Annotated in this window: 18 protein-coding genes; 13 read left to right on the plus strand and 5 right to left on the minus strand. The window is 66.6% G+C overall.

What is annotated here, in order from left to right:
• Nucleotides 1-29: 29 nt before the first annotated feature.
• From BUA29_RS03130 to BUA29_RS03140, 3 genes are all read right to left on the minus strand, one after another.
• Complete coding sequence (locus BUA29_RS03130; protein ID WP_245770491.1) at nt 30-437, minus strand: type II toxin-antitoxin system MqsA family antitoxin; 408 nt, start codon at nt 435-437, stop codon at nt 30-32.
• The gene (locus tag BUA29_RS03135) at nt 434-736 is read right to left on the minus strand and encodes a type II toxin-antitoxin system MqsR family toxin (protein WP_072755177.1); all 303 of its coding nucleotides are present in this window, start codon (nt 734-736) and stop codon (nt 434-436) included. The genes BUA29_RS03130 and BUA29_RS03135 overlap by 4 nt, the downstream gene beginning before the upstream one ends.
• A 151-nt stretch (nt 737-887) precedes the next feature.
• Nucleotides 888-2,957 carry a 3-hydroxyacyl-CoA dehydrogenase NAD-binding domain-containing protein gene (locus BUA29_RS03140; protein WP_072755178.1) on the minus strand — a complete coding sequence of 690 codons (2,070 nt, stop codon included), beginning with the start codon at nt 2,955-2,957 and terminating at the stop codon, nt 888-890.
• A 164-nt stretch (nt 2,958-3,121) separates the two neighbouring features.
• Between BUA29_RS03140 and rpoE the strand changes: the two genes are divergently transcribed.
• The 11 genes from rpoE to pgi all read left to right on the plus strand — a co-directional run bounded on the left by rpoE (nt 3,122) and on the right by pgi (nt 14,116).
• A complete protein-coding gene (rpoE, locus tag BUA29_RS03145) occupies nt 3,122-3,748 on the plus strand; it encodes an RNA polymerase sigma factor RpoE (protein WP_072755224.1) in 627 nt (208 codons plus the stop codon).
• Nucleotides 3,749-3,765: 17 nt separating this feature from the next.
• Entirely contained in the window at nt 3,766-4,665 is a 900-nt protein-coding gene (locus tag BUA29_RS03150) for a sigma-E factor negative regulatory protein (RefSeq protein ID WP_072755179.1), read from the plus strand.
• Between the two features lie 153 nt (nt 4,666-4,818).
• A complete protein-coding gene (locus BUA29_RS03155) occupies nt 4,819-6,378 on the plus strand; it encodes a DegQ family serine endoprotease (RefSeq protein WP_072755180.1) in 1,560 nt (519 codons plus the stop codon).
• A 122-nt stretch (nt 6,379-6,500) separates the two neighbouring features.
• Nucleotides 6,501-8,309: a translation elongation factor 4 gene (gene lepA, locus BUA29_RS03160; protein ID WP_143148783.1), complete on the plus strand. Its 1,809-nt coding sequence runs from the start codon at nt 6,501-6,503 to the stop codon at nt 8,307-8,309.
• Nucleotides 8,310-8,411: 102 nt separating this feature from the next.
• A complete protein-coding gene (gene lepB, locus BUA29_RS03165; RefSeq protein ID WP_072755225.1) occupies nt 8,412-9,197 on the plus strand; it encodes a signal peptidase I in 786 nt (261 codons plus the stop codon).
• A gap of 143 nt (nt 9,198-9,340) precedes the next feature.
• Nucleotides 9,341-9,724, plus strand: coding sequence for a DUF4845 domain-containing protein (locus tag BUA29_RS03170; protein ID WP_072755182.1), 384 nt, complete (start codon nt 9,341-9,343; stop codon nt 9,722-9,724).
• A complete protein-coding gene (rnc, locus tag BUA29_RS03175; RefSeq protein ID WP_072755226.1) occupies nt 9,708-10,391 on the plus strand; it encodes a ribonuclease III in 684 nt (227 codons plus the stop codon). Before BUA29_RS03170 ends, rnc begins: the two co-directional genes overlap by 17 nt.
• Entirely contained in the window at nt 10,384-11,313 is a 930-nt protein-coding gene (gene era / locus BUA29_RS03180) for a GTPase Era (RefSeq protein ID WP_072755183.1), read from the plus strand. Before rnc ends, era begins: the two co-directional genes overlap by 8 nt.
• A 27-nt stretch (nt 11,314-11,340) precedes the next feature.
• Nucleotides 11,341-12,081 (plus strand): DNA repair protein RecO, encoded by a 741-nt coding sequence (gene recO / locus BUA29_RS03185; RefSeq protein WP_072755184.1) that lies wholly within the window; start codon nt 11,341-11,343, stop codon nt 12,079-12,081.
• A gap of 142 nt (nt 12,082-12,223) precedes the next feature.
• A complete protein-coding gene (panD, locus tag BUA29_RS03190) occupies nt 12,224-12,604 on the plus strand; it encodes an aspartate 1-decarboxylase (RefSeq protein ID WP_072755185.1) in 381 nt (126 codons plus the stop codon).
• Nucleotides 12,605-12,610: 6 nt separating this feature from the next.
• Nucleotides 12,611-14,116, plus strand: coding sequence for a glucose-6-phosphate isomerase (pgi, locus tag BUA29_RS03195; RefSeq protein WP_072755186.1), 1,506 nt, complete (start codon nt 12,611-12,613; stop codon nt 14,114-14,116).
• Between the two features lie 28 nt (nt 14,117-14,144).
• Here pgi and BUA29_RS03200 read toward each other — a convergent pair whose 3' ends face one another.
• Nucleotides 14,145-14,840 (minus strand): response regulator, encoded by a 696-nt coding sequence (locus BUA29_RS03200; protein ID WP_072755187.1) that lies wholly within the window; start codon nt 14,838-14,840, stop codon nt 14,145-14,147.
• Between the two features lie 33 nt (nt 14,841-14,873).
• Here BUA29_RS03200 and BUA29_RS03205 point away from each other — a divergent pair, with 33 nt between their 5' ends.
• Nucleotides 14,874-16,895 carry a translocation/assembly module TamB domain-containing protein gene (locus tag BUA29_RS03205; protein ID WP_072755188.1) on the plus strand — a complete coding sequence of 674 codons (2,022 nt, stop codon included), beginning with the start codon at nt 14,874-14,876 and terminating at the stop codon, nt 16,893-16,895.
• An 84-nt stretch (nt 16,896-16,979) separates the two neighbouring features.
• Nucleotides 16,980-17,549: a YdbL family probable chaperone protein gene (locus BUA29_RS03210; RefSeq protein WP_245770493.1), complete on the plus strand. Its 570-nt coding sequence runs from the start codon at nt 16,980-16,982 to the stop codon at nt 17,547-17,549.
• A gap of 57 nt (nt 17,550-17,606) precedes the next feature.
• Here BUA29_RS03210 and BUA29_RS03215 read toward each other — a convergent pair whose 3' ends face one another.
• Nucleotides 17,607-19,382, minus strand: coding sequence for an ABC transporter transmembrane domain-containing protein (locus BUA29_RS03215; RefSeq protein WP_072755227.1), 1,776 nt, complete (start codon nt 19,380-19,382; stop codon nt 17,607-17,609).
• Nucleotides 19,383-19,415 lie beyond the last annotated feature (33 nt).

Genomic DNA, 19,415 nt, shown 5'->3' on the forward strand with positions numbered 1-19,415 from the left:
TTCAGCGGTCGGGCTTGCCGCGCACTTGGTCAAGCGGTTTTGATTTCGGCCAGCAGGTCGGGGTGACGGTCCAGCAGCTTGAGCAGCTTGACCAAGGCCAGCGGCGGCTTGGTCTTGCCGTTCTCGTAGCGCGAAAAGGCATTGACACCGCCACCGAAGATTTCGGCGGCCTGTCGCTGATCAAGATTGAGTTTGCGGCGCACCTTGGCGATGTAGGCGGGATCGACGTAGGCGGCATTCACTTGACGTTGGAACAGGCCCACCAATTCGCTGTAGCGGTCGCCATGCTCACGATTCAAGACAACTTCGCCGCAGGCGGGGCAGAAGTCACCCGTCACCGCTGGGATGGTGGTGGATTCACCTTTGTAGGTGTAGAGGAGGTCGCGCGTGTCGTGGATCAGCTCCGCCGCGCCGCAGCATGGGCATTTCATGGTCATAGCTCCTTGAAGGACACGATCAGCACGTCATCGATGACGGTCAGCTTCAGGTACACCTCGTCGCCGCTTGCTGTCTTGGCGTGGTACACGTCCTGCCAAATCGTGTGATCGGCATGGGTGGTCATGCTCTTGTAGAAGTCGGCGGGAGTGAGCGCCAAGACAACCGCGCACATCCCCGCCAGGTCATGAATCCCAAGCTCACGGGCACCGTTGTAGGCGGTGGCCGTCGCTCTGACCCGTCCAGCGTCTACCAGGGCTTTGACGACCGCTAGCTTGCAGTGCGGGGTGCCTTTTTCCACACTGGAACTATAACCTAATTGGTTATTTTGGCAAGTGGGTTAATGGCGGCTTGTTCCGGCATCCTCATGCCGTGGGTGGGACTGTTGAGCGATCCTTGCCTTTTGTAACGGTCGTGCAGAGGGCTGTTGATCGTCCGGAAGGAGGCTGCGCTTACGCTGGCGGTTCGCGCAGGATGGCGGCGTCCCAGCCGGGGCGTGGAGCGAAACGATCTCCGTATTTGCTCTGCAGGGCCTGCAGCCGGGCCAGCAGGGCGTCGGCGCCGACCGTGCGGATGTGCTGGATCGGGCCGCCGCGGAACGGGGCAAAGCCGGTGCCGAAGATCACGCCGGCATCCAGCAGGTCGGCATCGCTGACCACGCCGTCATGCAGGCAGGCCACCGCCTCGTTGAGCAGCGGCAGGATCAGGCGGTCTTCCAGATCCTCAGGTACGACATACCCGGCCGGCAGTTCCGGTTTGACCGCCTTGCCGTTCTCCCATTTGTAGATGCCTTGGCCGTCCTTCTTGCCGCGCTTGCTTGGGTCGACCGTGGCCAGTGCGGCTGGCACCTCCAGGCCGAGGAAGGGGGCCAGCTCCTTGCCGACGCTGGCGGCCACGTCCAGGCCTACGGTGTCGAGCAGCTCGATTGGGCCCATCGGCATGCCAAAGCGCGTCGCCGCCTTGTCGATGGCCGGGCCGGGGATGCCTTCGGCATAGGCCGTGGCCGCTTCCAGCATGTACGGGAACAGCACACGGTTGACCAGAAAGCCCGGCGTGCCGGCCACCGGCACCGGGAACTTGCCCAGTGCCTTGCAGAAGGCGGCCAGGCGGCGCTCGGTCTCCGGGCTCATGCCGTCGTGGCGGATGATCTCCACCAGCGGCATCTGCGCCACCGGGTTGAAGTAGTGCAGCCCGGCGAACCGGTCGGGGTGTTGCAGGTGGCCGCGCAGTTCGTCCAGCGGGATCGACGAGGTGTTGGTGGTCAGCAGGGCGTCCGCCTTCATGCGCGGCTCCACCGACTGATACAGCGCGCGCTTGGCGTCCGGGTTCTCGATGATCGCCTCGATCACCAGATCCGCGTCCGTGACGCCGGCACCGTCGAGGTCGGATTTCAGGCGCGCGGCCACTGTCGGGCGCTGGGTTGCGTCCTTCACCTTCTTTTCAAACAGCGTCTGTGCCCGCTGTAGGGCAGCGTCGATGAAGCGCTGCTCGCGGTCTTGCAACGTCACCTCGAAGCCCTTGAGGGCGGCAAAAGCGGCGATATCACCGCCCATCACACCAGCGCCGATCACGTGCACGCGGGTGATGCCGGCATCACCCTTGCCCAGCGCCTTCATCCGCTCGGTGAGGAAGTAGATGCGGATCAGGTTGCGGGCGGTGGGCGTGGCGGCGAGTTTCACCACCGCACGGCGCTCGGCATCCAGACGGGCGCGGATGCCTTTGCCGCCGAAGCGTTCCCAGGTGGAGATCAGCGCGTAAGGGGCGGGATAGAACGCCTTGGGCGCCTTGCGCGCCACCTGCTTGACCATTTGCGGTGCCAGCAGCTTGCGTGCCGGCCAGGTATTGGTCAGCCAGCCCAAAAGCCGCTGTTTCAGCGGGCGCTGCGTGCCCTGGAGTGCCAACTGGGCGGCGGTATCCACCAGGATCGCGGGTGCTACGACCTGGTCCACCAGGCCGATGGCGCGCGCCGCCTTTGCGCTCAGCGCACGGCCAGTCAGCATCAGGTCCATTGCCGCCGGTGCGCCGATCAGGCGCGGCAGGCGGGCGCTGCCGCCCCAGCCTGGGAAGATGCCCAGCTGGATTTCGGGCAGGCCGATCCGGGTGGAGGGCGCATCGCTGGCCACACGGTAGCGGCAGGCCAGCGCCAGTTCGGTGCCGCCGCCCATGCAGAAGCCGTGGATGGCGGCCACTGTCGGGCAGGGCAGCTCCGCCAGTGCCTGGAAGGTGTCCTGGCCGCGGCGGATCGCCTCCTCGACGGTGCCGCGGCGGTCATAGTCCTGAAACTCCTTGAGATCGGCCCCGGCGATGAACCCTGTGGGTTTGCCAGACGTAATCACCAGCGCTTTGGGTGGTTCCAGCGCGATCCGCGTGAGTACCTCGCCCAGCTCGATCAGTGCATCCTGGGAAAACGCGTTGACCGATGCGTCGGCGCGATCGAATGCCAGCACCAAGACGCCGTCGTCGCGGCGGGAGGGCGTCCAGTGGCGAAGGTGGAGTCCATCGAAACCGGGGGGTGTGGTCATGGCATGCCATCCAAACCTGGGTAGGCCGCTATCCTAGCCGGTACCGGCTTGAGTGCATGTTCAAACCGGTGTGGTGGTGGGTGGTGCAGCGGCGGAACTTTTGCGCCGGTGCGCCTGTCATAGACGCCCGGAACACGCCGGGCCACACGGAGGGCGCGGCGGAAATGACGGAGGATCGGGTGTCGCAAGCGCTGGATCAGGATCTGGTGGCCCGCGTGCAACGTGGCGATCTGGCTGCGTTCGATCTGCTGGTGCGCAAATACCAGCATCGGGTGGCGGCGGTGATTTCCCGCTACATCCATGACTGGTCGGACGTCCAGGATGTGGCACAGGAGACGTTCATCCGCGCTTTCCGCGCCATCGGCGGGTTTCGCGGGGATGCACAGTTTTCCACCTGGTTGCACCGGATCGCGGTCAACACCGCGCTCAATCATCTGGCGGCACATGGCCGGCGCCCGCCGAGCGAGGACATCGACCTCGACGAGGCGGCACAGTTCGACTCCGGTCTGCGCCTGCGCGATCACGACACGCCGGAGCGGGAGCTGATGCGCCAGCAGCTGGAACAAACCGTGATTGCCGCGGTCGAAGCCTTGCCGCCGGAGCTGCGCGAGGCGATCACGCTGCGCGAAATCGAAGGCTTGAGCTACGAGGAGATCGCCGAGCGCATGGGGTGTCCGATCGGGACGGTGCGCTCGCGCATCTTCCGCGCCCGCGAGGCCATCGACGCCCGCCTGCGCCCGCTGCTCGATCAGGCGCAGCCCGCCACTAAACGTTCGAAAGCGTCGTCTTGACGTACCCGGATATGCCCATGGACACCAACGCCGATACCGACCGTCACTGCATTGGCCTGACCCAGCTGTCCAGCCGGGAGCAGTTGTCCGCGCTGATGGATGGCATGCTGCCGGAGGATCAGACCCGCTTCCTGCTGCGCCGTCTGCGTCACGACACGGCGCTGGCGGCTTGCTGGGAGCGCTGGCGGATTGCCAGCGACATCATGCGCGGCATGACCCCGGAGCGACACCTGCCGGCCGATTTCGCCTTGCGGGTGGCGGCTGCCTTGCAGGCACCGACGCAGCCGTCGGTGCGACCGGCCGCCAGCACCCGCAATCGCTGGCTCTGGGCGGGCGGCGGCGCCCTGGCCGCGGCATTGGCGCTGCTGGCGGTGCTGCCGCTGGCGCCACGCATGACCACGCCGCCGGCGCAGACGGCTCGCGCCTCAGCGGCACCGAGCGCGCAGGTTGCGTCCGTGCCCAGGCCCGCGCCTTCCGCGCCCGCCACAGTCGTCGCGCCACAGGTCGCCAGCGTGGCGGCCTCGACGGCGCCGGTGCAGGTGGCGGCTGTGGCTCGGCCGGCTACTCGTGCCGGTTCGCAGCTGCGACGGTCTGACTCCGCGCCAGTGGTCCCCGCGACGGCGAGCGCCCCCACCGAGGACGCTGGCCTTGCCTTGGCGCAGCCGGTGTCTGTGCCGGACACCATCGTCAGCCGGCCCTGGCCGCGCCGGATCCTGCCGCAGTATGGCGGTGAGGATGGGGTGACGGTCGGGTTTGGCCTGCCGGCTCAGCCGGCGCGCCTGGAGGTCGGTCGGCCGGATGGGTTCCCGGTGCTGTCTGCGCCTTTTGACTCGCGGCCATTGCAGTGGCTGCGGCCAGGTTCGCTGCCGGAGCGGCGGGTGCAGGACGGTGAAGACGCCGCGTCCACCCGGCCCTGAGCCGCATCGAGCTGACGTGTGTTCGGCACACCCTTAAGGGCCGACATTTGTAGGCCTGGCCACCCTCGTCGGTGGAACTTTTCAAGTGCAGGCGTCTGATCGGCCTGCAGGTGTTTTTTCGCTTCGTTCGTTCATCTCCGAAGGAGTGTTCCCATGTCTGCACAACGCATCAAATCGCTGCGTCCCATCCTGCTGGTCACCGCTCTGGCGGTGGCTGGTGTGGGCGCCTGCAGCGGCCAGACCCCGGCCAGTGCCAAGGTGCCGGCGGTCGCGGCGCCCGCAGCTCCGGCAGCCCCGGCCCCCGATCTGGTCGGCAACCTGCCGGACTTCACCCGCCTAGTGGAGCAGGTGGGGCCGGCCGTGGTCAGCGTGCAGGCCGAGATCGGCAGCCGGGCGATTGCGCGGCGTTCGGCACGCCCGCTGTCGCCGGGGGATGAAGGCGACGACGAAGACCAGATCCCCGAGTTCTTCCGTCGCTTTTTCGGCCCTGACCTGCTGCCGGGCATGCCCGGGATTCCCGGCGGGCCGCAGCCGCGGCCGCGTGGGGTTTCGCTGGGCACCGGCTTCATCATTTCTGCCGATGGCTATGTGCTGACCAACCATCACGTGATCGATGGGGCTGACACCGTGCACGTCAAGCTGGCTGACCGGCGCGAGTTCACCGCCAAGGTGGTGGGCAGCGATCCGCAGTCGGACGTGGCGCTGCTCAAGATCGACGCACGTGACCTGCCGGTGGTGCGCATCGGTGATTCGCGCAGCCTCAAGCCGGGGCAGTGGGTGGTGGCGATCGGCTCGCCGTTCGGGCTGGATCATTCGGTGACCGCCGGTATCGTCAGCGCGGTCGGGCGCGCCAATCCGGATGCCGACCAGCGCTATGTGCCGTTCATCCAGACCGACGTGGCCATCAACCGGGGCAACTCCGGCGGGCCGCTGCTGGACACCCGCGGCCAGGTGGTCGGTATCAACTCGCAGATCTTCAGTAACTCCGGCGGCTACATGGGCGTCAGTTTCGCCATTCCGATTGATGTGGCGATGAACGCCGTCCAGCAGCTCAAGGCGACCGGCAGAGTAGTGCGCGGCCAGCTCGGCGTGCAGGTGCAGGGGCTGGATCGCGATACCGCAAGGGCGCTGGGGTTACAGGACGTCAGCGGCGCATTGGTGGCCAGCGTCGAGCCGGGCAGCCCGGCCGAACGCGCCGGTCTGCTGCGTCAGGACGTGATCCGCAGCGTCAATGGCCGCCCGATCTATGAATCCAGCGATCTGCCGCCGGTGATCGGGTCGATGGCGCCGGGATCGCGGGTCACCCTGGAGGTGATCCGCGACGGCAAGCCCCGCACCCTGGTGGCGACCCTGGGGGCGCTGGACGACGCCACTGCCTCTGCAGGTCGGGACACGGGAACCGGCAAGGCGCCGGCAGCAACGGACGGCAATGCCTTTGGCATCGTCGGACAGGACCTCAGCGAAGAGCAGCGGCGTCGGCTTGGCCTGCAGCCCAAGGAAGGCGTGTTGATTGCCCGGGTGACCGGTCAGGCTGCGCGGGACGCTGGCCTGCAGCCGGGTGACGTGGTGCTGGCGGTGGGTCGCAACGACGTCGGTAGTGTGGATGCGCTCAATGCCCAGTTGCGCGCCGCTGGCACCGACAAGCCGGTGATGCTCTTGATCCGTCGCGGTGGCGGCACCCGCTACGTGGCGGTCAATCCCAAGCCCGAATGAGTCGGGCCGGGTGACCCGGCAGCCCGCCCCGGCGAAGGGGGCGGGCGGTGCTGTGCGATAATGCCGCGCTTGTTTCATGGACGGCCGCAGCCCGCGGCCGTCATCGTCAGTATCGAGTGTCCATGCAGCCCGACGCGATGCGGTTCATCCGCAACTTTTCCATCATCGCCCATGTTGATCACGGCAAATCCACCCTGGCCGACCGGATCATCCAGCTGTGCGGTGGTCTGAGTGAGCGCGAGATGGAAGCGCAGGTGCTCGACAACAATCCGATCGAGCGCGAGCGCGGCATCACCATCAAGGCGCAGTCGGTGTCGCTGCCGTACACCGCGCGCGATGGTCACACCTATCAGCTCAACTTCATCGATACACCCGGTCACGTCGATTTCAGCTATGAGGTCAGCCGTTCGCTGGCGGCCTGCGAGGGCGCGCTGCTGGTGGTGGACGCCGCCCAGGGCGTGGAGGCGCAGTCGGTGGCCAACTGCTACACCGCGGTGGAGCAGGGGCTGGAAGTGGTGCCGGTGCTGAACAAGATTGACTTGCCCACCGCCGATATCGACAAGGTCAAGGCGGAAATCGAGGCGGTGATTGGTCTGGATGCCTCCGAGGCGGTAGCGATCAGTGCCAAGACCGGGCTCAACGTGGAAGAGGTGCTGGAGGCGATCGTCAAGCGCATCCCGCCGCCGAAGCCGCGTGATACCGACAAGCTGCAGGCGCTGATCATCGATTCCTGGTTCGACAACTACCTCGGGGTGGTGTCGCTGGTGCGGGTGATGCAGGGCGAGATCCGCCCCGGCGACAAGTTGCTGGTGATGTCCACCGGGCGCACCCACCAGGTCGATCAGGTCGGTGTCTTTACGCCCAAGCGCAAGCTGCTCGACCGGCTTGGTGCCGGCGAGGTGGGTTGGGTCACCGCCAGCATCAAGGACGTCCACGGCGCCCCGGTGGGTGACACCTTCACCTTGGCCAACGATCCGGCGCCGGCCCCGTTGCCGGGCTTCCAGGAAATGCAGCCGCGGGTGTTTGCCGGCCTGTTCCCGGTCGATGCCGAAGACTACCCGGCCCTGCGCGAGGCGCTGGAGAAGTTGCGCCTGAACGATGCCGCGCTGCGCTTCGAGCCGGAAAGCTCGGAGGCGATGGGGTTCGGGTTCCGCTGCGGCTTCCTCGGCATGCTGCACATGGAAATCGTGCAGGAGCGGCTGGAGCGCGAATACGACCTCAATCTGATCACCACTGCGCCGACCGTGGTGTACGAAGTGGTCAAGACCGACGGCACGGTGATTCCGATCGACAACCCGGCCAAGCTGCCACCGGTCAATCACATCGAGGAGATCCGCGAGCCGATCATCCGCGCCAACATCCTCACGCCACCCGACTACATCGGCAACATCATCAAGCTGTGCGAAGAAAAACGCGGTGTGCAGTTGGGCATCACCTATATGGCCAGCCAGGTGCAGATCAGCTATGAGCTGCCGATGGCTGAGGTGGTGCTGGATTTCTTCGACAAGCTCAAGTCGGTGAGCCGCGGCTATGCCTCGCTGGACTACCACTTCCTGCGCTTCCAGCCGGGGCCGTTCGTGCGGGTGGATACGCTGATCAACGGCGATCGGGTGGATGCGCTGTCCATCATCGTCCATCGCAGCCAGGCCGACCGCCGCGGCCGCGAGCTGTGCGAGAAGATGAAAGATCTGATCCCGCGGCAGATGTTCGACGTGGCCATCCAGGCCGCGATCGGCAGCCAGATCATCGCCCGGACCACGGTCAAGGCGCTGCGCAAGAACGTGCTGGCCAAGTGCTATGGCGGTGACGTCACCCGCAAGAAGAAGCTGCTGGAGAAACAGAAGGAAGGCAAGAAGCGGATGAAGCAGGTCGGGCGGGTGGAGATCCCGCAGGAAGCCTTCCTCGCCGTGTTGCAGGTGGACAACAAGTGATGCGTTCGGTGTTTTTCGTGCCTAAGCAGGCCGACGGCGCGCTGCCGTCGCTTGCCTGCCGCCGGCATGGGTGGCGCCGATGACAAAGGAGAGCAGCGCATGATGGTGTGGTTCGAAACGATCCTGGTGAGCCTGACCCTGCTCAGCGGTCTGATCTGGCTGATCGACCGGCAGGTGTTTGCCAAGCGCCGGGCGGCCATCGCCGCCGCCGGTGGCGACGCCAGGGAGCCGGTGCTGGTCGATTACGCCCGCTCGTTTTTCCCGATCCTGGCGCTGGTACTGGGCTTGCGCAGCTTCGTGGCCGAACCGTTCCGGATTCCGTCCAGCTCGATGATGCCCACCCTGTTGATCGGCGATTTCATTCTGGTCAACAAGTTTGCCTACGGGCTGCGGCTGCCGATCACCAACCGGAAATTCCTGGACATCGGCGAGCCACAGCGCGGTGACGTGGTGGTATTCCGGCCGCCGATGCGGCCCAACGAAGACTGGATCAAGCGGGTGATCGGCCTGCCCGGCGACACCATCGGCTATCACGATCACAAGGTGAGCATCAACGGCACCGTGTTGCCGTATCACGTGGACGGCATTTATACCGGCGTCGGCCAGGGCGCCGGTGAGACCGGCGACATGCTGCTCACCGAGGCCCTGCCGGGGCGTCCGCATCAGGTCTTGGAGCGCGAGTTCAGCCTCGCCGAGGGCGAGTGGACCGTCCCCGCCGGGCATTACTTCGTCATGGGCGACAACCGCGGCAACAGCGAGGACAGCCGGTTCTGGGGGTTTCTGCCGGAGGCCAACCTGCGCGGCAAGGCGTTCATGATCTGGATGAACTTCGATGCCAGTGCGCCGCGCTGGGTGGATTTTTCCCGCATTGGCGATCGCATTCCCTGACTGCACAGTACCGGCCGGTTACGCCACATGGCCGGTTGTGCGGCAGGCGGCAAGCCATGCAACACTAGGCAGGGCTGCAATGCCCCGTCCCGGCCCGCCGGGCGGTTTTCATCACCCAGTCTGATTTTTGAGGGGAACAGCACATGAAGCGGATGCAGCGCGGCATGACCATGTTGGGGTTTCTGATCACCCTGTGCGTGGTGATCTTCTTTGCCTATGTCGGTATGAAGATCGTGCCGATGTACATCGAGTTCTATTCGGTGAAACAGGCGTTGAAAGGGCTTGCGGAGGACTCCAGTCTGGCCGGTGCTTCCAAGGACGAGATCCGCAAGTTCTACCAGCGGCGTCTGGAGATGAACTATGCAGACCACGTCAAGGAGATGGACGCGCTCAAGTTCGACTCTGGCGAGGGCGGCCTGAAGCTGGTGGTGGATTACGAGCGCCGTGAGCCGCTGCTGGCCAACCTGGACGTGGTCGGCAAGTTCCATGCCGAGCAGGTGATGCCACGTGGTGCCAGCGTTGAGTGAGTACCGCCGGTTGCAGGTCGGGCATGCGTTTACCAACCCGGCCTTGCTGACGCAGGCGTTGACCCATCGCAGCGCCGGCAGCCCGCACAACGAGCGGCTGGAATTTCTGGGCGATGCCCTGGTCAACCTGATCGCGGCCGAGGCGCTGTACCAGCACTGGCCGCAGGCCGACGAGGGCGCACTGACCCGCGCCCGGGCCGAACTGGTGCGTGAGTCGGCGCTGGCGGCAATCGCCCGCACCCTCGATCTGGGCGCGCACCTGGTGCTGGGCCCGGGCGAGATGAAAACCGGCGGCCATCGTCGCGATTCGATCCTGGCCGATGCGCTGGAAGCCGTGGTGGCCGCGATCTATCTCGACGCCGGATTCGATGCCTGCAAGGCCGCCGTTCTACCCTGGTTTGCGCCGCTGATCGCCGCCCTGCCGCCGCCCGGAAAGGTCGGCAAGGATGCCAAGACCCGTTTGCAGGAATGGCTGCAGGCACGCCAGCATCCATTGCCGGTCTATACCCTGCTGCAGGAGTCCGGTGAGGATCACGCCCGCCTGTTCCGGGTTCGCTGCACCCTGACCGCCCCCGCCCTGCAGACCGAAGGCGAGGGCACCTCGCGCCGGGCCGCCGAGCAGCAGGCGGCGCAGGCCGCCCTGGATCGGATCGCACCCCATGCATGACACGTTCACCCCCCGGCATAGCGGCGCGGTTGCGGTGATCGGCCGCCCGAACGTCGGCAAATCCACCCTGGTCAATGCCCTGGTCGGGGCCAAGATCAGCATCACCTCGAATCGTCCGCAGACCACCCGGCACCGGGTGCTGGGGATTGCCACCTTCCCCGGCGGGCAGTTGCAGTTGGTGGATACCCCAGGCATCCATCGCGAACAGGGCCGGCGTTCGGCCAAGGCGATGAACCGGATGATGAATCGTGCGGCCCGCAATGCCCTCGATGGCGTGGACGCGGCGATGCTGGTGATTGCCGCCGGCCGCTGGGACGACGAGGATGGCCTGGCGTTCGAGGCCCTGCGCAAGGCGGGTGTGCCGGTGGTGCTGGTGATCAACCAGGTGGATCGGCTCAAGGACAAGAGCACGCTGCTGCCGTTCATTGCCGAGGTGACCGCTGGGCGTGACTTTGCTGCGGTGCATCCGGTGTCGGCGCTCAAGCGCAGCGGGCTGGACGCACTGGTGCAGACCCTGCTGGCGTTGGTGCCGGAAGGTGAGCCGGTCTATGGCGAAGATGAGATCACCGATAAGAGCCAGCGGTTTCTTGCAGGCGAACTGGTGCGCGAGCAGCTGATGCGGCAGCTCGGCGCTGAGCTGCCCTATGCCACTACCGTCGAAGTGGAACGGTTCGAGGAAGAGCCCTCGCCGCAGGCGGGGGTCATGTACCGCATCGATGCAGTGATCTGGGTCGAGCGCGAGGGCCAGAAAGCCATCGTGATCGGCAAGGGCGGTGAGCGCCTGCGCGAGATCGGTGCACGTGCGCGAGTGCAGATGGAGCGGTTGTTCGGCGCTAAGGTGTTTCTGCAGACCTGGGTGCGGGTGCGCGAAGGCTGGAGTGACGACGAGGCGGCCCTGCGCGAGCTCGGCTACCAGGAGTGAGCGCCAGCGTCGGTCCGGCGTAACCCTATGCGTTATACCGCCGAGCCTGCCTTTGTCCTGCATGCCCGCCCGTGGCGGGAAACCAGCTTGCTGGTCGAAGTCCTGAGCGCTGCGCATGGGCGGCTCGGGCTGGTGGCGCGTGGCGTCACCGGGCCGAAGAAACACGCGCTGCGGGCCGCTTTGCAGCCGCTGCAGTCGATTCGCTTTGATGCCGTGCAGGCCGGCGAGCTGGCCCGGCTGGTGGCTGCCGAGGCGGTGGATGCGGCTCCGGTCCTGCACGGCGATCCGGCACTGGCGGCGTTCTACGCCCACGAGCTGTGCCTGCGTCTGGCGCCGCGCCAGGTGCCGCAGCCGGAACTGCATCTGGCCTATGCCAAGCTGCGCGAACGCTTGCGCGCAGGCGACACGCTGGCCTGGAGCCTGCGCCGGTTCGAACGTGACCTGCTGGAATCGCAGGGCCTGGGGTTGCCGCTCGACCATGATGTCGACGGGGCCCCCATCGATCCGGCGGCACGCTACCGTCTGGATCCGGAAAACGGCCCATGCCGGCTGCGCAGTGCGCGCGGTGGTGAGTGGCGCGAGGCGGCCACCGGGCGCGCCCTGCTGGCACTGGCGGCCGACGTATTGCCAGCGCCAGACGATCTGGCCAGTCTGCGCCTGCCGCTGCGTGCCGTGCTGCTGCACCACCTGGGCGGGCGTGGCCTGAAATCCTGGGACATGCTGGGCGAACTGGGCCGACTGCGCGTGCCGCAAGCAACAGGGCGGTAAGCGCCGTGGATCTTCGGATGATCTCCAAACCGGGCGGTGACCGGGGGTGGTGTGCGCATACGGGCATTTGGTGCGACGCCGCATCGCGGCCTATACTTATCGGCCCGCCTGGCGGCGGGCGTCGTGCCACCGGAGTCCCCCCATGCAACTGACCCTGCTCAAGGGCAAGATCCACCGTGCCACCGTCACCCATGCCGAGCTGCACTACGAAGGCTCGTGTGCCATCGACGGCCGCCTGCTGGACATTGCCGGCATCCGCGAATACGAGCGCATCGACATCTACGATGTCACCAGCGGCGAGCGTTATTCCACTTATGCCATCCGCGCCGAGGAGGGAAGTGGCGTGATTTCGGTCAATGGCGCGGCCGCGCACAAGTCGCAGGTGGGCAACCTGATCATCATCTGCGCCTATGTGCAGTGCGATGAGGCCGAGGCGGCTGCACACAAGCCGGTGTGCGTGTACGTGGACCGCGACAACCGGCTGACCCACACCAATCACTCGATGCCCAAGCAGGCAGCCTGAACCGGCATGGGCGGCCTGCGCGAGGCTTTAGACGCACACGTCCGCCGGCTGGCCGGCACACCGCTGTCGGCCCTGATCGCCGCCGATCCCGAACGCGCCCAGGCGTTTGCTCTGCGTTGCGGTCCGCTGTATGTGAACTTCGCCCGTCAGCGTTACGACCGCGCGGCACTCGATGCGCTGTTTGCGATTGCCGAGCGTGCCGATCTGGCCGGTGCATTGCGGCGTCTGCTGGAAGGCGACATCGTCAACCCCACCGAAGCGCGGCCGGCCCTGCATAGTGCCCTGCGCGGTGCGGTCGCGCAGTCTGCGTTCGCGCTGGCGGCCCGGGCCCAGGCGGTGTCCGTGCAGCTGCGCATGCGCGAGCTGGTGCAGGCGCTGGCGGCAAGCCCGGTGACCGATATCGTCAGCATCGGCATCGGCGGCTCCGATCTTGGCCCGCGGTTGGTGGTGGATGCACTGGCGCAGCCGCAGGCGCGCTTCCGCGTGCATTTTTTGTCCAATGTAGATGGTCACGCCGCCCAGCGTGTGCTGGCCGGGCTGGATCCGGCGCGCACTGCGGCGGTGATGATCTCCAAGACGTTCACCACTCAGGAAACTTTGCTCAATGGTGGCATCGTCCGCGACTGGTTGGGCGATGCTGAGCGCATGTACGCGGTCACCGCGTATCCACAACGGGCCGAAGCGTTTGGTATCGCGCCGGAGCGCGTGCTGCCGATGTGGGACTGGGTTGGCGGGCGCTATTCGCTGTGGTCGGCGGTCGGGTTCCCGATCGCATTGGCGTTAGGCATGGAGCGCTTCGAGGCGTTGCTGGAAGGGGCGGCGGCCCTGGATGCGCACGCCCTGCAGGCGCCGCTGCGCGAGAACCTTCCGGTCTGGCATGCACTCACCGCGGTGTGGAACCGCAACGGCCTGCAGGCCGCAACTCAGGCGGTGCTGCCCTACGACGAACGGCTGCGGCTGCTGCCGGCCTACCTGCAGCAACTGGTCATGGAAAGCCTGGGCAAATCGGTGCGGATCGACGGGGCATCGGTGGCCGTGAACACCGCCCCGGTGTGGTGGGGCGGGGCTGGCACCGATACCCAGCACAGCTTCTTCCAGGCTTTGCATCAGGGCACCCAGGTGGTGCCGGCGGATTTCATCGGTGTGCGCCAGGCCGCGCATGGGTTTGAAGCCAACCATGCGGCCCTGCTGGCCAACCTGCTTGCGCAGACCGAGGCGCTTGCCAATGGGCAAGACAGCGAGGATCCGCACCGCCGCTATCCGGGCAACCGTCCCAGTACCTTGCTGTTGCTGGATGCGCTCACCCCGCAGGCGCTGGGCATGTTGATCGCGTTCTACGAACACAGCGTGTATCTGCAGGCGGTGCTGTGGCAGATCAACGCATTCGACCAGTTCGGGGTGGAGCTGGGCAAGCAATTGGCCTCGCGCCTGCTGCCGGCGTTGCAAGGCCAAGGGCAGGCGGATGATCCGGTGACCCAGGCCCTGCTTGAGGTGCTGCGCACCGGCGAATGAGGTCGCGCCCAGACCACAGCCGGCGCGGTCAAGCGGCCGGGGTGGTCAGCTGCTCCTCGATGGCGGCTTCCAGTGCACGCAGGGCGTCCGGATCCAGCAGGGATGCCTGCAACCTGCGGACCGCCTGTTCCAGGCGGCGTGCCCCGACGAATCCACAACTGGCCACCAGCCGGTGCAGTTCCGCACGTAATGCGCTGATGTCGGCATGGATGGCGGCTTGCACGATGCGCTGGCGTTGTGCCGGCAGTTCAGCCAAGAATAAGTCGCGCATCGTTTGCACATGCTCGGCTTGTCCGCCCAGTGCCGCCAGTGCATCGGTGTCGTCCCAGATCGGGCTGGCCGTCTCCGGGAGATGCCGACGCAATGCGGCGCGCAGGGTGGTGGCGGCGATCGGCTTGAGCAGAACCTCCGCGAATCCTGCCGCGCGCAGACGGGCATGTAGCGCCGGGTCAGGGTCGGCGGTGTGCGCCAGTGCCGGGGTGGCGATGCCGGCGTCACGCAGCTCGCGCAGGAAATCCTCGCCATGGCCATCGGGGAGGTTGACGTCGATCAGCAGGAGGTCGAAGGTGTGCGCGGCACAGAGCGCGCGCGCTTCGTCCAGAGCGTCGGCCTGACAGACCTGGGCTGGCAGGGGCGTGGCCGCAGCGGTCATAAAGACGGCACTGGCCGGATCGTCTTCCACCAGCAGCAGCCAGGGATGGGAGGGTAAAGAAGGCTCGTGCATGCGAATGCTCCTTGCGGTTTGTATCCTGCGTCCATGCGCCGGCCGATCCTAAACCATCTTTTCGGGCTGCTGGGATGGCTGGCGGCCTCCACGGCAGCGGCAGGTACGCTGGAGCTGCAGGCCCGGCGTCTGTCGGCAGCAGGGGCCACCATGGAAAGCATACGTATTGCGCTGGACTGGCCGGCCACGGCCACGGCCGGCCAGTTGCGGGTACAGGCGGTGCGTGTGCAGGTGCCGGCCCTGGGCGCGGATCTGCGGCAGGTGGACTGGCATTGCCAGCTGCGCCGTCTGCCTGAAGGGGGGTGGGGCTGTACCGGGGCGTTGCGCGTTGCGGGTGCGGCGCCGGCGCAGTTGCTGATTCGGTTGGGTGAGGTGACCACCACGGCCGAGTTGCAGCAGGGGCAGACCCGGCTTCGGCTGACGCAATCTGCGACCCGTCCCGACCGGCTGGAGGCGGTGCTGTCGCAGGTGCCGCTGGCCTGGCTGCAGGGGCTGCTGGCGCAGGGGTGGCCACAGGCCCGGCTGACTGCTGGTCGGTTGACTGGTGGCGTGCAGGTGGACATGCCAGCGACCGGCGACATGCAGGTGGGTGGGGCGCTGGACGTGCGAGATGCCGGGCTGGAGTCCGGGGACGCCAGTGTCGTTGCGCAGGGCGTGCAAGGGCATCTGCAGCTGGACTATCGCGCCAGTCGGGACAACACACGAGTTGCGTTGCAGGGGCGGCTGGAGGGCGGCGAATGGCTGGTCGGCTCGACGTACGTGGCGCTGGGCGGAACGCCCGTGACGCTGAGCGTTCGCGCGCAGCAGCCGGCGGCGGCTGGCTGGCGGCTGGATGAACTGACCTGGCAGGACGGCACCGCCTTGCACGCCAGCGGGATGGCCGAACTGGCCCCGGATGGCCGCTTGCAGCGGCTGGCGCTGACCGCGCGCAGCGAGACGCTGGCGCCGCTTCCGGCCCGCTACCTGTCAGCCTGGTTGGGTCTGGCCGGGTTGAGCGGGATTGGCTTGGATGGCGGTCTGGAGCTGGCCCTGACCGTGCAGGAGGGTGTACTGCAGGCGGTGGACGCACGGCTGCATGCGGTCAACGTGCAAGATCCGTCCGGGCGGTTCGTGTTCGATCGCTTGCAGGGTGATCTGCGCTATTCCGCCGCCGCGCCGGTGAACAGTGAGCTTGCTTGGCAGGGCGGGCAGTTGTACGGCTTGCGCTTTGGTCCAGCGCGTACGGCCTGGATCAGCGCCGGCGGCGAACTGCGCACCCGGGAGCCGGTGACGGTGCCGCTGATGGGCGGCCAGATGACGCTGACGAACGTGCGGATCCGCCCGCCCCGTGCTGGGCAGGGGTTGGATGTGCGCTTTGGTCTGGGGCTGGCCGACGTCGATGTCGGCCAGGTGGCGCAGGCGCTCGACCTGCCGCCGTTCAAGGGACGGCTGAACGGCGATCTGCCGCAGGCCCATTACGCCGGCAACCGCATCGACTTCGATGGCGGCCTGCAACTGGGCGTGTTCGACGGCCGGGTCGCGGTCTCGGGGCTGACACTGGAGCGCCCATTTGGGCCTGCGCCCAGCCTGAGCGCAGATATCGCTATGGACGATCTGGACTTGCTGCGTCTGACCGAAGTGCTGGGGTTTGGCAGTATCACCGGCCGGCTGGACGGACGCATCACCGGACTGCGACTCGTGGACTGGACACCGGTGGCCTTCGATGCCCGGCTGATTACCGATGAGAAACCCGGCGTGCCGCGGCGCATCAGTCAACGTGCGGTACAGGACATCAGCAGCGTGGGTGGGGCTTCGCTGGTGCAAACGCTGCAGGGTCGGCTGCTGCGCCTGTTCGACGATTTCGGTTACCGTCGCATCGGAATCGGCTGCAAGCTGGAGCACCAGATCTGCACCACATCCGGTCTGCGTTCAGAAGGCAACGCCTTTACTATCGTCGAGGGTCAGGGCCTGCCGCGTCTGGATGTGGTCGGCCATAACCGGGCGGTGGACTGGGAAACCCTGGTCAACCGGTTACGGGCCGCAACCCGCGGTGATACGGCCCCAGTGATTCATTGAAACCGTCATGGTCAGAGAAGGAGACCGGTCATGAAACAGTGGTGGGGGCTTCCCCTTGCAAGCGCGCTCGTGCTGAGTGCATGCGTGACCATCAACGTGTATTTCCCGGCGGCCGAGGCCAAGGAGGCGGCCAAGGAGTTCGTCGAAAAAATCATCAACGATGCCGACAAGGTGGAGATCAAGCAAACCCCGCCGGCTGGCGGTGGTGGCGGGATGGCCAGCAGCGACGGCATGCGGGTGCGCAGCGAAGGACTCGACCCCTGGGTGCTGCTGGGCATTGGCAGTGCCCGGGCGCAAGCCGCGCCTGACATCACCATCAAGACGCCAGCGATTCAGGCCATCCAGGCGCGCATGAAGCAGCGGTTCGATACCGTGCTGCGTGCCGGTTTCGACAGCGGTGCGCTGGGCTTTACGGAAGACGGGTTGGTGGCCGTGCGTGATCCGGCCAAGCTGGATCTGAAGGATCGAGTGGCGATCACCGCCGCAGTGGCCGATGAAAATCGTGACCGCAACGCCGTCTATCGGGAAGTGGCAGTGGCCAACGGGCATCCCGAGTGGGAAGCCCAGATTCGTGCCGTGTTCGCACGGCAATGGATCGACAGCGCCAAGCCGGGTTGGTGGTATCAGTCCGGTGGTAGCTGGAAGCAGAAATAAGCGATTGGTCAATCGATCGTACTGACACGCCGCCCGGCCTTGGCCGGGCGGCGTGATTCAGTCGTGTCGATCCAGGAACTGCAACCTGGCCAGCTCGGCATACAGGCCGCCTTGGGCCATCAGCTCGGCATGGCGGCCTTCCGCCACCACCCGGCCGTGTTCCATCACCACGATGCGGTCGGCCCGCAATACCGTGGCCAGCCGGTGGGCGATCACCAGCGTGGTGCGTCCAGCCATCAGATGTTCCAGTGCCGTCTGAATGGCGCGCTCGCTCTGCGCGTCCAGCGCCGAGGTGGCTTCGTCCAGCAGGAGAATCGGCGCATCCTTCAGCAGCGCACGAGCGATGGCGATGCGCTGTTGCTGGCCGCCGGACAGCCGCGCACCACGTTCGCCCAGTTCGGTGTCATAACCTTGTGGCAGTGCGCGGATGAAGGCATCCGCCTCAGCCAGCCGGGCGGCGTGTGCAATGCGCTCGTCACTGGCGTCGAGGTCGCCATAGCGGATGTTGTCGCGCGCGCTGGTCGCGAAGATCACCGGTGATTGCGGCACCAGCCCGATTGCCTCGCGCAGCTTGACCGGATCGAATGCGCGGATGTCGATCCCGTCCAACAGGATGCGCCCGGCCTGGGGATCATGAAAACGCAGCAGCAGTGCCAGCACCGTGCTCTTGCCGGCACCGGACGGGCCGACCAGCGCCACCGTCTCGCCAGGGGCCACGCGCAGGTTGAACCCTTGCAGCGCCGGGCGCTCGGGGTGCTGCGGGTAATGGAAGGTCACGTTGTCGAATACGATCTCGCCACGCAGCGGGTTGGGCAGCGGTTGCGGCTGCGGCGGGGCCACGATGCGCGGACGTTCATGCAGCAGCTCGTCAATCCGACCCATGCCGCCCGCGGCCTTCTGCAGTTCGTTCCAGACCTCGGCCAGGGCAGCCACCGAGCCGCCACCGAAGACCGCATACAGCACAAACTGCAGCAGGGTGCCGGCGCTCATCCGGCCGGCGATCACATCATGCGCGCCCGACCACAGCACCAGGGAGATCGCCCCGAAAAACAGGGTGATGGTCGTGCCGGTCATCAGCGCCTGTGCGCCGATGCGCCGGCGCGCCACCGCCACTGCCTGCGCCACCGCCGCGGCAAAGCGGCTGCGTTCGTACGCCTCGCGGGCATGCGCCTGTACCGTGCGCACCGCGCCCAGGGTTTCGCCCGCCATGGCATTGGCCTCGGCGACACGATCCTGGCTGCGGCGGGAGATCTTGCGGATCCGGCGCGCCGCCAGCACCACGGGCAGCACCGCCGCCGGGATTCCCAGCAAGGCCCAGGCGGCCAGCCGCGGGCTGGTGACAAACAGCATGACCAGGGCGCCGATCGCGGTGATGCTGCTGCGTAGCGCGATCGACATGACGCTGCCGACCAGGTTGCGGATCAGTTCGACATCGGCGGTCAGCCGCGATACCAATTCCCCACTGCGGGTGCGGTCATGGAACTCGGCATCCAGCCCGATCAGGTGGCCATACAGCTGGTTGCGCAGGTCGGCGACCACTTTCTCGCCGAGCAGCGAGACGAAGTAGAAACGGGCCGCCGTGGCCACCGCCAGCACCAGCGCCACGGCAAACAGCAGCAGGAAGGCGCGGTCGATCTCGCCCGGCGCACCACTGCGGAAGCCGTGATCGATCATGGTGCGGAAGGCGACCGGCAGGCTCAGCGAGGCCGTGGAGGATGCGCCCAACGCCAGCAGCCACGCCACAAACAGCACGCGATGGCGACGGATGAACGGCCACAGCGCGCGCAGGGAACCAAGAGGCGCTTTGCCATGCGCCGCAGAAGGAGTGTCCATGGCGTGCATTCTAGCCTTGCTGCTGTGGCCTGT

It is taken from the genome of Thermomonas hydrothermalis (assembly GCF_900129205.1).
Lineage (GTDB): Bacteria > Pseudomonadota > Gammaproteobacteria > Xanthomonadales > Xanthomonadaceae > Thermomonas > Thermomonas hydrothermalis.

Coding starts and splice junctions, on each gene's coding strand:
- BUA29_RS03130 (WP_245770491.1), bottom strand. CDS start 437: ATGACCATGAAATGCCCATGCTGCGGCGCGGCGGAGCTGATCCACGAC.
- BUA29_RS03140 (WP_072755178.1), bottom strand. CDS start 2,957: ATGACCACACCCCCCGGTTTCGATGGACTCCACCTTCGCCACTGGACG.
- rpoE (WP_072755224.1), top strand. CDS start 3,122: ATGACGGAGGATCGGGTGTCGCAAGCGCTGGATCAGGATCTGGTGGCC.
- BUA29_RS03150 (WP_072755179.1), top strand. CDS start 3,766: ATGGACACCAACGCCGATACCGACCGTCACTGCATTGGCCTGACCCAG.
- BUA29_RS03155 (WP_072755180.1), top strand. CDS start 4,819: ATGTCTGCACAACGCATCAAATCGCTGCGTCCCATCCTGCTGGTCACC.
- lepA (WP_143148783.1), top strand. CDS start 6,501: ATGCAGCCCGACGCGATGCGGTTCATCCGCAACTTTTCCATCATCGCC.
- lepB (WP_072755225.1), top strand. CDS start 8,412: ATGGTGTGGTTCGAAACGATCCTGGTGAGCCTGACCCTGCTCAGCGGT.
- BUA29_RS03170 (WP_072755182.1), top strand. CDS start 9,341: ATGAAGCGGATGCAGCGCGGCATGACCATGTTGGGGTTTCTGATCACC.
- era (WP_072755183.1), top strand. CDS start 10,384: ATGCATGACACGTTCACCCCCCGGCATAGCGGCGCGGTTGCGGTGATC.
- recO (WP_072755184.1), top strand. CDS start 11,341: ATGCGTTATACCGCCGAGCCTGCCTTTGTCCTGCATGCCCGCCCGTGG.
- panD (WP_072755185.1), top strand. CDS start 12,224: ATGCAACTGACCCTGCTCAAGGGCAAGATCCACCGTGCCACCGTCACC.
- pgi (WP_072755186.1), top strand. CDS start 12,611: ATGGGCGGCCTGCGCGAGGCTTTAGACGCACACGTCCGCCGGCTGGCC.
- BUA29_RS03200 (WP_072755187.1), bottom strand. CDS start 14,840: ATGCACGAGCCTTCTTTACCCTCCCATCCCTGGCTGCTGCTGGTGGAA.
- BUA29_RS03205 (WP_072755188.1), top strand. CDS start 14,874: ATGCGCCGGCCGATCCTAAACCATCTTTTCGGGCTGCTGGGATGGCTG.
- BUA29_RS03215 (WP_072755227.1), bottom strand. CDS start 19,382: ATGGACACTCCTTCTGCGGCGCATGGCAAAGCGCCTCTTGGTTCCCTG.